Origin of the sequence: Pseudomonas sp. IT-347P, assembly GCF_949768005.1 — a bacterium.
Lineage (GTDB): Bacteria > Pseudomonadota > Gammaproteobacteria > Pseudomonadales > Pseudomonadaceae > Aquipseudomonas.
Map to the genome: position 1 here is coordinate 489,472 of NZ_CATKPQ010000033.1, position 12,416 is coordinate 501,887.

General features: G+C 60.3%; 17 protein-coding genes. 6 read left to right on the forward strand and 11 right to left on the reverse strand.

All coding sequences use genetic code 11. From position 1 onward, the window contains the following. Positions 1 to 62: 62 nt before the first annotated feature. Complete coding sequence (gene rpoH / locus ACM6IV_RS15050) at positions 63 to 917, forward strand: RNA polymerase sigma factor RpoH (protein WP_007913617.1); 855 nt, start codon at positions 63 to 65, stop codon at positions 915 to 917. A gap of 182 nt (positions 918 to 1,099) precedes the next feature. On the opposite strand, the gene mtgA is transcribed toward rpoH, so the two are convergent. Continuing rightward, entirely contained in the window at positions 1,100 to 1,822 is a 723-nt protein-coding gene (gene mtgA / locus ACM6IV_RS15055; protein WP_414870587.1) for a monofunctional biosynthetic peptidoglycan transglycosylase, read from the reverse strand. Positions 1,823 to 1,896: 74 nt separating this feature from the next. Here mtgA and ACM6IV_RS15060 point away from each other — a divergent pair, with 74 nt between their 5' ends. The 4 genes from ACM6IV_RS15060 to trmB all read left to right on the forward strand — a co-directional run bounded on the left by ACM6IV_RS15060 (position 1,897) and on the right by trmB (position 4,139). Next, positions 1,897 to 2,277 (forward strand): DUF423 domain-containing protein, encoded by a 381-nt coding sequence (locus ACM6IV_RS15060; RefSeq protein WP_414870588.1) that lies wholly within the window; start codon positions 1,897 to 1,899, stop codon positions 2,275 to 2,277. A 71-nt stretch (positions 2,278 to 2,348) separates the two neighbouring features. After that, entirely contained in the window at positions 2,349 to 2,549 is a 201-nt protein-coding gene (thiS, locus tag ACM6IV_RS15065) for a sulfur carrier protein ThiS (RefSeq protein WP_123454333.1), read from the forward strand. 60 nt (positions 2,550 to 2,609) lie between these two features. Then, the gene (locus ACM6IV_RS15070) at positions 2,610 to 3,404 is read left to right on the forward strand and encodes a thiazole synthase (protein ID WP_414870589.1); all 795 of its coding nucleotides are present in this window, start codon (positions 2,610 to 2,612) and stop codon (positions 3,402 to 3,404) included. 9 nt (positions 3,405 to 3,413) lie between these two features. Beyond that, on the forward strand, positions 3,414 to 4,139 hold the full coding sequence (trmB, locus tag ACM6IV_RS15075; protein WP_194936104.1) for a tRNA (guanosine(46)-N7)-methyltransferase TrmB: 726 nt from the start codon (positions 3,414 to 3,416) through the stop codon (positions 4,137 to 4,139). 130 nt (positions 4,140 to 4,269) lie between these two features. On the opposite strand, the gene ACM6IV_RS15080 is transcribed toward trmB, so the two are convergent. From ACM6IV_RS15080 to ACM6IV_RS15125, 10 genes are all read right to left on the reverse strand, one after another. Next, positions 4,270 to 4,593, reverse strand: coding sequence for a DUF3392 domain-containing protein (locus ACM6IV_RS15080; protein WP_007913629.1), 324 nt, complete (start codon positions 4,591 to 4,593; stop codon positions 4,270 to 4,272). 35 nt (positions 4,594 to 4,628) lie between these two features. Then, on the reverse strand, positions 4,629 to 5,834 hold the full coding sequence (hemW, locus tag ACM6IV_RS15085) for a radical SAM family heme chaperone HemW (RefSeq protein ID WP_414870590.1): 1,206 nt from the start codon (positions 5,832 to 5,834) through the stop codon (positions 4,629 to 4,631). Next, positions 5,831 to 6,427 carry an RdgB/HAM1 family non-canonical purine NTP pyrophosphatase gene (gene rdgB / locus ACM6IV_RS15090; RefSeq protein WP_414870591.1) on the reverse strand — a complete coding sequence of 199 codons (597 nt, stop codon included), beginning with the start codon at positions 6,425 to 6,427 and terminating at the stop codon, positions 5,831 to 5,833. The genes hemW and rdgB overlap by 4 nt, the downstream gene beginning before the upstream one ends. Further along, the gene (locus tag ACM6IV_RS15095) at positions 6,424 to 6,858 is read right to left on the reverse strand and encodes a DUF4426 domain-containing protein (protein WP_414870592.1); all 435 of its coding nucleotides are present in this window, start codon (positions 6,856 to 6,858) and stop codon (positions 6,424 to 6,426) included. Before ACM6IV_RS15095 ends, rdgB begins: the two co-directional genes overlap by 4 nt. A 26-nt stretch (positions 6,859 to 6,884) precedes the next feature. Further along, complete coding sequence (gene metW, locus ACM6IV_RS15100) at positions 6,885 to 7,505, reverse strand: methionine biosynthesis protein MetW (protein WP_064116270.1); 621 nt, start codon at positions 7,503 to 7,505, stop codon at positions 6,885 to 6,887. A gap of 7 nt (positions 7,506 to 7,512) precedes the next feature. Next, a complete protein-coding gene (gene metX, locus ACM6IV_RS15105) occupies positions 7,513 to 8,652 on the reverse strand; it encodes a homoserine O-succinyltransferase MetX (RefSeq protein WP_414870593.1) in 1,140 nt (379 codons plus the stop codon). A gap of 227 nt (positions 8,653 to 8,879) precedes the next feature. Then, positions 8,880 to 9,176: a DUF167 domain-containing protein gene (locus tag ACM6IV_RS15110; RefSeq protein WP_007913642.1), complete on the reverse strand. Its 297-nt coding sequence runs from the start codon at positions 9,174 to 9,176 to the stop codon at positions 8,880 to 8,882. Continuing rightward, positions 9,173 to 9,763, reverse strand: coding sequence for a YggT family protein (locus tag ACM6IV_RS15115; RefSeq protein ID WP_414870594.1), 591 nt, complete (start codon positions 9,761 to 9,763; stop codon positions 9,173 to 9,175). Before ACM6IV_RS15115 ends, ACM6IV_RS15110 begins: the two co-directional genes overlap by 4 nt. Before the next feature lie 10 nt (positions 9,764 to 9,773). Continuing rightward, on the reverse strand, positions 9,774 to 10,592 hold the full coding sequence (gene proC, locus ACM6IV_RS15120) for a pyrroline-5-carboxylate reductase (protein WP_414870595.1): 819 nt from the start codon (positions 10,590 to 10,592) through the stop codon (positions 9,774 to 9,776). 23 nt (positions 10,593 to 10,615) lie between these two features. After that, on the reverse strand, positions 10,616 to 11,302 hold the full coding sequence (locus tag ACM6IV_RS15125) for a YggS family pyridoxal phosphate-dependent enzyme (RefSeq protein ID WP_414870596.1): 687 nt from the start codon (positions 11,300 to 11,302) through the stop codon (positions 10,616 to 10,618). A gap of 56 nt (positions 11,303 to 11,358) precedes the next feature. Here ACM6IV_RS15125 and ACM6IV_RS15130 point away from each other — a divergent pair, with 56 nt between their 5' ends. Next, complete coding sequence (locus tag ACM6IV_RS15130; RefSeq protein ID WP_007953348.1) at positions 11,359 to 12,393, forward strand: type IV pilus twitching motility protein PilT; 1,035 nt, start codon at positions 11,359 to 11,361, stop codon at positions 12,391 to 12,393. Positions 12,394 to 12,416: the final 23 nt, after the last annotated feature.

Genomic DNA, 12,416 nt, shown 5'->3' on the forward strand with positions numbered 1-12,416 from the left:
ATTCCCGGTCAATTTTTCGCAGTGCCGAGAGGCACGAGTATGTAAGTGGGAGGTTTTTTCGTATGACCAATTCTTTGCAACCTGCGTATGCGTTGGTTCCGGGTGCGAACCTGGAAGCCTACGTGCACACCGTCAACAGCATTCCATTGCTGACGCCGGAGCAGGAGCGTGAACTGGCCGAGAGTCTCTACTATGAGCAGGATTTGGGGGCGGCTCGGCAGATGGTGCTCGCCCACCTGCGTTTTGTCGTACACATTGCCCGTAGCTATTCCGGCTACGGTCTGGCTCAGGCTGACCTGATCCAGGAAGGTAACGTCGGCCTGATGAAGGCCGTTAAACGCTTCAACCCGGAAATGGGTGTGCGTCTGGTGTCGTTCGCCGTGCACTGGATCAAGGCGGAAATTCACGAGTTCATCCTGCGCAACTGGCGCATTGTGAAAGTCGCGACCACCAAGGCCCAGCGCAAGCTGTTCTTCAACCTGCGCAGCCAGAAGAAACGTCTGGCGTGGCTGAACAACGAGGAAGTCCACCGTGTGGCGGAAAGCCTCGGCGTCGAGCCGCGGGAAGTGCGCGAGATGGAAAGTCGCCTGACCGGCCATGACATGGCTTTCGACCCGGCTGCTGAAGCCGATGACGACAGCGCTTTCCAGTCGCCGGCCAACTATCTGGAAGACCACCGGTACGACCCGGCGCGTCAACTGGAAGATGCCGACTGGAGCGACAACTCCAACAGCAACCTGCACGAAGCGCTGGAAGTGCTGGACGAACGTAGCCGCGACATTCTCTACCAGCGCTGGCTGGCCGAAGAGAAAGCCACGCTGCATGACCTGGCGCAGAAGTACAACGTGTCGGCCGAGCGTATCCGTCAGCTCGAGAAGAGTGCGATGAACAAGCTCAAGTTGTCGATCGCCGCATAACCGGCGCTTCGGCAATAAAAAACGCCCCGATCAGCGATGATCGGGGCGTTTTTCATTTCTGCTTCAACACAAAACCATTGTAGGAGTGAGCCTGCTCGCGATAGCGGTGTGACAGTCAGCATTGCCGTCACTGATGTACCGCTATCGCGAGCAGGCTCACTCCTACATTTAAATGCTCGGTGTTATCGCGACCACGGTGCCCGACGCGAATCGTTGAGCCCCAACAGATAACTATCCCCACCCAACTGACTCATCTGCTGGCGAATCCAGCCAGCCCTTCGCGACACATACCCAGTCGGATGACTCGCGCTCCACACCCGCGGATTGGGCAGAACGGCCGCCAGATAACTCGCCTGCTGCCGTGACAACGACTTCGCGCTCACACCAAAGTGATGGCGGGCCGCCGCTTCAGCGCCAAATACCCCGTCATCCCACTCGACGCTGTTGAGATACACCTCAAGAATCCGCTGCTTGGGCCAGAACACCTCGATCAGCGCGGTAAACCACGCCTCCAGACCTTTACGCAGATAGCTGCGACCGGCCCATAGAAACAGGTTTTTCGATACCTGCTGGCTCAAGGTACTGGCGCCGCGAATCGATCCGCCTAGCTCGTTGTGCGCCAACGCTGCCTGGATCGCACTGAAATCAAAACCCCAATGCTCGGGAAACTTCTGATCTTCACCGGCCATGACCGCAACTTTGAGGTCATCGGAGATCTCGTCCCACGGCTTCCACGTGCGTTGCAGATCAATCGGCTCACCATCGACCCAGGATTCGACCTTGCGCTCGACCATCAACGCCGTGCCCGGTGGCGGCACGAAGCGAAACACCAGCACCAGCAAGATGCTGCCGCCGGCGAACCAGAGCAGGGCCTTCGTGAGACGACGGAAAATAGTACGCAGCATAGAGATGGCTTGGCCGAACCGGTGGAGCGGGCCATTATACAGACCCTGCCGATCGAGTCTGACTGGAGTTCCCAATGCTGCGTGGCTTTTTGATGCTGGCCGCTTTTTTCGGTTTCACCGGGGTCGCTTTGGGCGCATTCGCCGCCCACGGCCTGAAAAATCGCCTGACGCCCGAGTACCTGACGATTTTCCACACCGGCGTCACCTATCAACTGGTGCACACCCTGGCGCTGTTCGGTGTAGCGCTGCTGGCCACGCAGATTCAGGGGCGACTGGTGACGTGGGCCGGCATTTCCTTCACCGTCGGCATTCTGTTGTTCTCCGGCAGCCTGTATGTGCTGACCATGACTGGCATCAGCAAGCTCGGCATCATCACCCCGTTCGGTGGCCTGGCATTTCTGGCCGGATGGGTTTGTCTGGGGCTCGCCGCCTGGCGCCTGCAACCAACCGCTTGACGCTTGGTGCTGACCTTTAGGTCATGATCGGGCTAGAATGCCAGCCCCTAAAAATGATGGCGGCGTTACGCATGCGCATTCAATTGAACGGCGAATCCCTTGAACTGCCCGACGGTGAAACCGTTGCGGCGCTGATTACCCGTCTGGAGCTGACCGGACGCCGGGTAGCAGTCGAACTCAATCTGGATATCGTCCCGCGCAGCCAGCATGCCAGCACCACACTGAACGACGGCGACAACGTCGAAGTGGTGCACGCCATCGGCGGCGGCTGATCCCCCGGCCCGCAAGGGCACAGAATTCTGCAAGACCCTCACCCTTAAAGAGGATTCCCCATGAGCATCGTTCGTAGCGACAAGCCTTTTGTGCTGGCCGGTCGTACTTACCAGTCGCGTTTGCTGGTCGGTACCGGCAAGTACCGTGACATGGAAGAAACCCGGCAGGCCATCGAAGTCTCGGGTGCCGAGATCGTCACTTTCGCTGTGCGCCGTACTAATCTGGGTCAGATCGAAGGCGAGCCGAACCTGTTAGACGTGCTGTCACCGGAGCGCTACACCTTCCTGCCGAACACCGCCGGTTGCTACGACGCCATCGAAGCCGTGCGCACCTGCCGTCTGGCCCGTGAATTGCTCGACGGCCACAATCTGGTGAAGCTGGAAGTGCTGGCCGACCAGAAAACCCTGTTCCCCAACGTGATCGAAACCCTCAAGGCCGCGGAAACGCTGGTCAAGGAAGGCTTCGACGTGATGGTCTACACCAGCGATGACCCGATCATCGCCCGGCAACTGGCGGAAATCGGCTGCATCGCGGTGATGCCGCTCGCCGGTCTGATCGGTTCCGGTCTGGGGATCTGCAACCCGTACAACCTGCAGATCATCCTTGAAGAAGCGAAAATTCCTGTGTTGGTCGATGCCGGTGTCGGCACTGCGTCCGATGCAACCATCGCCATGGAACTGGGTTGTGATGCGGTGCTGATGAACTCGGCCATCGCCCACGCCCAGCAGCCAGTGATGATGGCTGAAGCCATGAAACACGCCATCGTTGCAGGCCGTCTGGCCTACCTCGCTGGCCGTATGCCGAAAAAACTCTATGCCAGCGCCTCTTCGCCGCTGGATGGTCTGATCAAGTAAGAGCCATTGATGACTGAATCGAACGACACGCCTGTCCAGACGGAAGAAGGCGACGAGCGCCAACACCGCCGCATCAAGAGTTTCGTGATGCGCGCCGGGCGCATGACCGAAGGCCAGCAGCGCGGTCTGGACCAGGGCGCGCCGCTGTACGTGCTGCCGCTGGCTGACGCGCCGGTGGATTACGATCAAGTGTTCGGCCGCTCGGCACCGCGCTCGCTGGAGATCGGTTTCGGCATGGGCCATTCGCTGCTGGAAATGGCTGCGGCGGCACCGGAGCAGGATTTCATCGGCGTGGAAGTGCATCGTCCGGGTGTCGGCGCGCTGCTCAATGGCGTGCTGACTCAGGGCCTGACCAACCTGCGCGTCTACGATTGCGACGCGATCGAAGTGCTCAACCGTTGCATCGCCGACAACAGCCTCGATCGCCTGATGCTGTTTTTCCCGGATCCATGGCACAAGAGCCGTCACCATAAGCGTCGTATCGTTCAGGCTTCGTTTGCTGAGCTGGTGCGGAGCAAGTTGAAGGTTGGCGGCATTCTGCACATGGCCACCGACTGGGAGCCGTACGCCGAATACATGCTGGAAGTGATGAACGTCGCCCCGGGCTATCGCAACCTTGCCGAAGACGGCAAGTGCGTGCCACGCCCGGCCGAACGCCCGATTACCAAGTTCGAACGCCGCGGCGAACGTCTTGGCCATGGTGTTTGGGACCTGAAGTTCGAAAAGCAGTCCTGAGCATCACGCGGTAAAAATGTAGGAGTGAGCCTGCTCGCGATAGCGCACTGACAGTCCCCGAAAAGGTTGAATGTCAGGCCGCTATCGCGAGCAGGCTCACTCCTACAGTTGTTTTGGCTGTGCTGAAAGATCAGCGGCGATCGGCGACTACGCCGATGAGGACGAGGACTACCAACAATACTGGCGCCAGGCTGTAGTTGTTGAACTGGCTCAAACCCTTGATCACCCACGGCGTGGCGTAGATCAGTGCGGCGCCGCTGCCGATCACGCACAGCAGCGCCATCAGCGGCACGCGCAGGGCGCCGGCGATGCTGCCCAGGCGTTGCTCGACCCAGCCTTTGAAGTCGGCACCAAACAGCACCAGCAGGCAGCCGACCAGCGCCAAGGCGATTTCCGAGAGGTTGCTGCGGCTCCAGCGGGAGACGGTGGCGAGCAGGTCGAGTATCAAATCCATGCGTTTTCCCTTGGGACAGAAGTTGAGGGTTGGGCTCAGTTCAGAAATCGTTGCAGCAAGTCGTTGAGAAACAGCTGTCCGCGCTCGGTGGCCGCCAGACGTGACGGTTCGACCTGCAGCAGACCGCTTTGTTCTGCCGCTGCCCGGCCTTCGGCGAGGCTTTCCAGCGACAGACCAGTGCGCTGCGGATACAGGCGCGATTCGACGCCAGCGGTCAGGCGCAAAGCATTCATCAGAAACTCGAACGGCATCTCGTCATTGGTCAGGGCTTTCTCGCCGGCCTGAAAGCTTTTCGCCGGGTTGAGATAGTCCTTCGGCAGCCGTGTCTTCCACGTACGCACGATGCGCCCGTCCGGATGGCTCAGCTTGCCGTGCGCACCCGCGCCGATGCCGATGAAGTCGCCAAAACTCCAGTAATTGAGGTTATGCCGCGCCGGGCGTCCAGCCTGGGCATACGCCGAGACTTCGTACTGCGCGTAGCCGTGCTCGGCCAGCAGCGCCTGCCCGGCTTCCTGAATATCCCACAGCGTGTCGTCTTCCGGCAGCACCGGCGGTTGGTTCCAGAACACGGTGTTCGGCTCCAGCGTCAGCTGATACCAGGAGATGTGCGTCGGCTTCAGTTCGATCGCCTGGCGCAGATCGCTCAGGGCGTCTTCCAGCGATTGATCGGGCAAACCGTGCATCAAGTCGAGGTTGAAGTTATCGAAACCGGCCTGCCGCGCCATGCCTGCCGCGCGCACCGCTTCGTCACCGTTGTGAATCCGTCCGAGGGCTTTGAGCTTTTCCTGCTGAAAGCTCTGGATCCCGATCGACAGGCGATTGATCCCCAGCTTGCGGTACGCGACGAACTTCTCTTGTTCGAAGGTGCCGGGGTTGGCTTCCAGGGTGATTTCGATGTCGTCGGCAAACGGAATACGCTGCTCGACGCCTTCGAGCAATCGCCCAAGGGCTTCGGCGCTGAACAGGCTCGGCGTGCCGCCACCAAAGAAGATCGAGCTGATTTCACGACCGTAAACCGCATGCAGGTCCTGATCGAGATCGGCCAGCAGCGCATCAACGTATTCCTGCTCCGGCAACACCGGGCTGGCGGTGTGCGAGTTGAAATCGCAATACGGGCATTTACGCACACACCACGGGATGTGGATGTACAGCGCCAGGGGCGGCAGCGTCGGTAGCGGCGCCCGAGGCGAAGAGGCGGCGCCGCCGACAATCAGCGACGACGCAGAAGAATCACCGGTCATTTCAAGCCCAGACGCTGGCGCAGCAGATCCATTGCACGGGCGCGGTGGCTGATCTGGTTCTTGTCGGCCGGACTCAATTCGGCGCTGGAGACGTCACGCTCCGGCACCCAGAACAGCGGGTCATAACCGAAACCGTGCTCGCCGCTGGCAGCCGACAGGATGCGCCCGTGCCACAGGCCTTCGCAGAGGATCGGCAACGGATCATCGGCGTGACGCACCAGCGCCAGCACGCAAACGAACTGCGCACCGCGCTCGGCTTCAGGCACATCTTTCAGCGCATCGAGCAGTTTGGCGTTGTTCGCGGCATCACCCTTGCCGTCGGCATAACGCGCCGAATAGATGCCCGGTGCGCCGCCGAGGAAATCCACCGCCAGACCGGAATCGTCGGCCAGCGCCGGCAACCCGGAAATGCGTGCGGCGTTGCGCGCCTTGAGGATCGCGTTCTCGACGAACGACAGGCCGTTTTCTTCCGGCTCGACCTTGCTCCACTCGCCAATCGAGCGCAGCTGCACTGAGTCGCCGAGCATGGCCTGGAGTTCTTTGAGTTTGCCGGCGTTATGGCTGGCCAGTACGAGCTGCTTGATGTTCATCATTCGCCGGGAAAGAGTTCTTGGTTGAAATTGATGGTGTTGATCTTGTCGCCGTTCTGCACCTTGATTTCAAAGGTGCGGGTTTCCTGCTGTTCCACCGGGTACTGGGCGATGTAGTAGATCGCGCCCTGTTCGGTGACCTGGCGGAATTTCAGCGGCACGCTGTTGCTGGTCAGGTCTTTGACCGTGCCGGTGACATTGGCAATCAGCGGTTTGCCGTCCTTGATTACCGAGACATTGATCACGCCCTGATTTTTGCTGCGAATCAGCTCCGCAGCCTTGGCGATGTCCGGTTGCAGGAACGTCGAGTTGAAGGTGTTGTAGTGCACCGTCACGTCGCCAAAGGTTTCCTTGCGCTCACCCTTGATGACGTCGGCCGCCAGAGCGCTGGCGCTCAGGCAGGCAGTCAATAACAACAACGCTAAACGACCCATGATCGTGCTCCTCGAAATGACGGGATTCAGACCGCGACTTTGTGGTCTGCAAGCTGCGGGCTGCTGACGCGGTAGATACCGATCTCACCTAACAGATTAGGCCATAGCTTACTGGCCCACCCGTGGCGGTGCTGTTGATCCACGGCAAGCCGATCAATGACCTTCGCATCACGTTCGCGGCAAAGTTCTTCAAAGTCTTCGAAGGTGCAGAAGTGGATGTTCGGCGTGTTGTACCAGGTGTACGGCAGAAACTCGGACACCGGCATGCGGCCCTTGCTCGCCAGATACCAGCGGCAGCGCCAGTGGCCGAAATTGGGGAAGGTGATGATGCACTGACGGCCGACACGGAGCATTTCGTCGAGGATCCTGTCCGGGTAATGCACAGCTTGCAGGGCCTGGGTCATGACGACGATGTCGAAACTGTTGCTGGCGAAGTTGCCCAGCCCTTTGTCCAGATCCTGCTCGATGACGTTGATGCCCTTGGCCACGCACTCGGCGATGTTGTCGGCGTCGTTTTCCAGGCCATAACCGGTGACGTTCTTGTTGTCGCGCAGCCAGGTCAGCAGTTCGCCGTCACCGCAACCGAGGTCGAGGACGCGGCTGCCGGCGGGGATCCATTCCTGGATGATTTCCAGATCAGCTCTCATGGCTTTCTCACAACGTGATGCGGTTCATGTAATTGCCGAACGCCTGCAAGTAGCGCGGGATCGGAATCAGGAAGGCGTCGTGGCCCTGCGGTGCGTCGATCTCCAGATAGCTGACGTCTTTGCGTGCCGCCATCAGTGCATCCACCAGCTCACGAGAACGGGCCGGGGAGAAGCGCCAGTCGGTGGTGAACGACATCACGCAGAACTTCGCCGTGGCGTTTTCAAAGGTTTTGGCCAGATTATCGTCGAAGTTCGCCGCCGGATCGAAGTAATCCAATGCCTTGGTCATCAACAGATAGGTGTTGGCGTCGAAGCGTCCGGAGAACTCTTCGCCCTGATAGCGCAGGTAGCTTTCGACCTGGAATTCGACGCTATGGAAGTCGTAGTTGAGCTTCTCGCTCTTCAGGCCACGGCCGAATTTCTCACCCATCGAGTCGTCGGACAGGTAGGTGATGTGCCCGACCATGCGGGCCAGCATCAGTCCACGCTTGGGGATCACACCCACTTCCTGGAACGAACCGCCGTGGAACTCAGGGTCGGTGAGGATCGCCTGACGCGCGACTTCGTTGAAGGCGATGTTCTGCGCCGACAGCTTGGGGGCCGAGGCGATCGCCAGGCAATGACGCACGCGATCCGGGTAAGTGATGGTCCATTGCAGCGCTTGCATGCCGCCGAGGCTGCCGCCGATCACTGCCGCCCACTGGCCGATGCCGAGCAGGTCGGCCAGACGCGCCTGACTGTGCACCCAGTCTTCCACGGTGAGCACCGGGAAGTCGGCACCGAACGGTTTGCCGGTCTCCGGGTTGACGCTGCTCGGGCCGGTGGAGCCGTTGCAGCCGCCGAGGTTGTTCAGGCTGACCACGAAAAATTTATTGGTGTCGATCGGTTTGCCCGGGCCGATGCAGCTGTCCCACCAACCGGGTTTGCGGTCGTCAACGCTGTGATAACCGGCGGCGTGGTGATGGCCGGACAAGGCGTGGCAAATCAGCACGGCGTTGCTCGCCTGGGCGTTCAGCGTGCCGTAGGTTTCGTAGATCAGGTCATAGGCGGCCAGCGAACGACCACAGGCCAGCGCCAGCGGTTCGCTGAAGTGCGCGGTTTGCGGCGTCACCAGACCAACAGAATCGGGGGGAAAGGCAGTTGGCATCGACCCTGCTCTCGTTGAAATGAGGCGTAAGTCTAAAGACCGGGGGGGTTAGCGGCAAGCGGCCCTCACCCTAGCCCTCTCCCAGAGGTAGAGGGGACCGACCGAGGTGTTCTTTTGAGCTACGCCGATCTGATCTATCGAGTCGAACTCAGGTTTTGAAAACCACCCAAATCGGCTCCCTCTCCAGTGGGAGAGGGCTGGGGTGAGGGGCACAGACGCCGCGAAACTCAAGACAAGCGCCCAACCAACCCCGGCAAATCCGGCAACTTCTTTGGAGAGCAGATCTTCACTCGCTTCTGCCGGTTCAGCTCGCCGCTGAGCAAACTGACCTGGCTCTTGGAAACCCCGAACGCCTTGGCCAGAAAGCCCATCAGATACGCATTGGCCTTACCCTCTACCGGCGGCGCGGTCAGGCGAATCTTCAGCCGATCCCCATGCAGCCCGGCGAAGTCATCGCTGCGGGCCGCCGGTTGCAGGTGACACTCGAGGATCAAGTCGTCACCGTCCCAACGAAACCAGCTCACATCAGCAGACGGAGGATTTCCGGCATCATCGTCATTGCCGCCAGATTGTTGATCACCAGCATGTCGATCAGCTTCAGCGCCAGAAACGCGAAGATCGGCGACAGGTCCAGACCGCCGAGATTCGGCAGGATCTTGCGGAACGGCGCCAGCGCCGGCTCGCAGATCTGGTTGACCAGTTCCGCGCCCGGATTGTGGCTGCCCGGCGCGACCCACGAGAGAATCACGCTGATGATCAGGGCGAAGAAGAAAATCTTCAGGAACAGTGCGGTCACGCCGATCAGCGACCAGATAAACAGTTGCAGCGGGTTGCCAGTGGTGCCGTACGTCAGCAGCAGGGTCAGCGCCATCAGCGCCAGTTGCACCAGAATCGCCAGGACCAGTGAGGACATGTCCAGACCGAACAGGCTCGGGATGATCCGGCGCAGCGGCTTGAGCAGTGGCTGGGTAGCCTTGACCACGAACTGGCACAGCGGGTTGTAGAAGTTCGCCCGTACCAGTTGCAGGACGAAGCGCAGCAGCACGATCAGCAGGTACAGACTGCCGAGGGTTTGCAGCACGTAAACCGCTGCGGTATTCAATCCAATCATGTAAGGCTCCTTATTTGCCCAGTTGTTCGGCCATTTCGGCCGAGCGGTGCGCGGCGGCGCCGAGTGCGGTTTCGACCAGGGCTTCGAAGCCATTGGCCTGGAATGATTTGATTGCAGCTTCTGTGGTGCCGTTTGGCGAGGTCACGCGACGGCGCAGTTCGGCGGCGTCGACATCACTGGAGACCGCCATGTGCGCGGCGCCCAACGCGGTTTGCAGCGTCAGTTGTTCGGCGATGTCTTTCGGCAGGCCGAGGTTGACGCCGGCGGCGGTCATGGCCTCGATCAGCAGGAAGAAGTACGCCGGGCCGGAGCCGGACACGGCAGTGACGGCGTCCAGTTGCTGCTCTTCATTCAGCCACAGGGCAATGCCGACGGCGGACAGCAGCTCTTCGGCTTGCTGACGTTGCTCGGCAGTCACTTCGCTGGTCGCGTAAAGGCCGCTGACGCCCTGACGCAGCAGCGCCGGGGTGTTGGGCATGCAGCGCACGATCGGCTGTTCGCCGAGCCATGCGGTCATGCTTGCGCAAGTGATGCCGGCGGCAATCGACACCACCAATTGATTCGGCTTCAAGCTCGGGCGAATCGCTTCGCACACGGCTTTCATCGCCTGTGGCTTGACTGCCAGCACAATCACATCGACGCCGTCGATGGCCTGGGCGTTGTCAGCGAAGGTCTCGATGCCGTGTTCGGCACTGACCTTGGCGCGGGTTTCTTCACCCGGGTCGCTGGCGCGGATCTGCGCTGCTTCCAGGCCCTTGGCGCGCAGGCCGCCAATCAGACTGGCCGCCATGTTGCCCGCACCGATAAACGCAATACGTGTGTTGCTCATGTGTGGTCCTTATCTGGAATCGTTCAAGACTGGGAATAATTTCTGGCACCAAACAGGGCTGTACCGATACGCACCCAGGTGGCGCCTTGGGCAATGGCCGACTCGAGGTCGTGGCTCATGCCCATTGAAAGTGTGTCGAGTGGCAGATCAAGGCTGGCCTGCAACTTCTGCACGGCAGCGAAAGCCACGTCCTGCTCGGCGCGATCCTCGGTCGGCTCGGGAATAGCCATCAGCCCGCGCAGTTTCAACCGGGGCAGGGCGCTGATGGCTGCGGCCAGCGCCGGCAGGTCGGCCGGGGTGCAGCCGGACTTGCTCGCTTCACCGCTGACGTTGACCTGAATACAGATGTTCAGCGGCGGCATGTCAGTCGGGCGCTGTTCGGACAGGCGTTGCGCGATTTTCAGGCGATCCACGGAGTGCACCCAGTCGAAATGCTCGGCGATGGCGCGAGTCTTGTTCGATTGAATGGGGCCGATGAAGTGCCAGATCAAGGGCAGGTCGGCCAGTTCGAGCTGTTTGCCCAAGGCTTCCTGCAGGTAGTTCTCGCCAAAGTCACGCAGGCCGGCGGCATACGCTTCGCGCAGCGCTTCGGCGGGCTTGGTTTTACTGACGGCCAGTAACTGAACGCTGTTTTCAGCACGGTGTGCGGCTTGGGTCGCGGTCTGGATGCGCGAACGAACCTGAAGAATGTTGTCTGCTATCGTGGACATCAAGAGGCGCCGGCGGTCTGTAGGTTCGCGGCATTCTACTGGAATTGAGGAGCGCTATGGATATCACTGAACTGCTGGCCTTCAGCGCCAAACAGGGAGCTTCCGACCTGCACCTGTCGGCCGGTCTGCCGCCGATGATCCGTGTCGATGGCGATGTGCGGCGGATCAATCTGCCGGCACTCGACCACAAGCAGGTGCATGAGCTGATCTACGACATCATGAACGACACCCAGCGGGTCGACTTCGAGAAACATCTGGAAACCGACTTTTCCTTCGAAGTGCCGGGTGTTGCGCGTTTCCGGGTTAACGCCTTCAACCAGAACCGTGGCGCCGGAGCGGTGTTTCGTACCATTCCGTCGAAAGTGCTGAGCATGGAAGATCTGGCCATGGGCGATGTCTTTCGCAAGATCACCGATGCCCCGCGTGGGCTGGTGCTGGTCACCGGGCCGACCGGTTCGGGCAAGTCAACCACGCTGGCGGCGATGATCGACTACCTCAACACCCATCGTCACCACCACATTCTGACCATTGAAGACCCGATCGAATTCGTTCACGAATCGCGCAAATGCCTGATCAATCAACGTGAAGTCCACCGTGATACCCGTAGTTTTGCCACCGCTTTGCGCTCTGCGCTGCGCGAAGACCCGGACGTGATCCTGGTTGGTGAGATGCGTGATCTGGAAACCATTCGCCTGGCGTTGACCGCTGCCGAGACCGGGCACCTGGTGTTTGGCACCTTGCACACCACGTCTGCGGCGAAAACCATCGACCGGGTCGTGGACGTGTTTCCCGGAGATGAGAAGTCGATGGTGCGTTCGATGCTGTCGGAGTCGTTACTGGCGGTAGTCTCGCAGACGCTGATCAAAAAGATCGGCGGTGGGCGGGTGGCGGCGCACGAGATCATGCTGGGCACGTCGGCGATCCGTAACCTGATCCGCGAGGACAAGGTGGCGCAGATGTATTCGGCGATTCAGACCGGTGGGTCGTTGGGCATGCAGACACTGGACATGTGCCTGAAGGATCTGGTGACCAAAGGCTTGATCAGCCGCGAGCATGCGCGGGAGAAGGCGCGCACGCCGGATAATTTCTAAGGGAGAGGCTGGTGTTGCTTTCA

Excerpts from the sequence above, each read along its gene's own strand:
- rpoH (WP_007913617.1), top strand. The coding sequence starts at position 63 with ATGACCAATTCTTTGCAACCTGCGTATGCGTTGGTTCCGGGTGCGAAC.
- mtgA (WP_414870587.1), bottom strand. The coding sequence starts at position 1,822 with ATGCTGCGTACTATTTTCCGTCGTCTCACGAAGGCCCTGCTCTGGTTC.
- ACM6IV_RS15060 (WP_414870588.1), top strand. The coding sequence starts at position 1,897 with ATGCTGCGTGGCTTTTTGATGCTGGCCGCTTTTTTCGGTTTCACCGGG.
- thiS (WP_123454333.1), top strand. The coding sequence starts at position 2,349 with ATGCGCATTCAATTGAACGGCGAATCCCTTGAACTGCCCGACGGTGAA.
- ACM6IV_RS15070 (WP_414870589.1), top strand. The coding sequence starts at position 2,610 with ATGAGCATCGTTCGTAGCGACAAGCCTTTTGTGCTGGCCGGTCGTACT.
- trmB (WP_194936104.1), top strand. The coding sequence starts at position 3,414 with ATGACTGAATCGAACGACACGCCTGTCCAGACGGAAGAAGGCGACGAG.
- ACM6IV_RS15080 (WP_007913629.1), bottom strand. The coding sequence starts at position 4,593 with ATGGATTTGATACTCGACCTGCTCGCCACCGTCTCCCGCTGGAGCCGC.
- hemW (WP_414870590.1), bottom strand. The coding sequence starts at position 5,834 with ATGACCGGTGATTCTTCTGCGTCGTCGCTGATTGTCGGCGGCGCCGCC.
- rdgB (WP_414870591.1), bottom strand. The coding sequence starts at position 6,427 with ATGATGAACATCAAGCAGCTCGTACTGGCCAGCCATAACGCCGGCAAA.
- ACM6IV_RS15095 (WP_414870592.1), bottom strand. The coding sequence starts at position 6,858 with ATGGGTCGTTTAGCGTTGTTGTTATTGACTGCCTGCCTGAGCGCCAGC.
- metW (WP_064116270.1), bottom strand. The coding sequence starts at position 7,505 with ATGAGAGCTGATCTGGAAATCATCCAGGAATGGATCCCCGCCGGCAGC.
- metX (WP_414870593.1), bottom strand. The coding sequence starts at position 8,652 with ATGCCAACTGCCTTTCCCCCCGATTCTGTTGGTCTGGTGACGCCGCAA.
- ACM6IV_RS15115 (WP_414870594.1), bottom strand. The coding sequence starts at position 9,763 with ATGATTGGATTGAATACCGCAGCGGTTTACGTGCTGCAAACCCTCGGC.
- proC (WP_414870595.1), bottom strand. The coding sequence starts at position 10,592 with ATGAGCAACACACGTATTGCGTTTATCGGTGCGGGCAACATGGCGGCC.
- ACM6IV_RS15125 (WP_414870596.1), bottom strand. The coding sequence starts at position 11,302 with ATGTCCACGATAGCAGACAACATTCTTCAGGTTCGTTCGCGCATCCAG.
- ACM6IV_RS15130 (WP_007953348.1), top strand. The coding sequence starts at position 11,359 with ATGGATATCACTGAACTGCTGGCCTTCAGCGCCAAACAGGGAGCTTCC.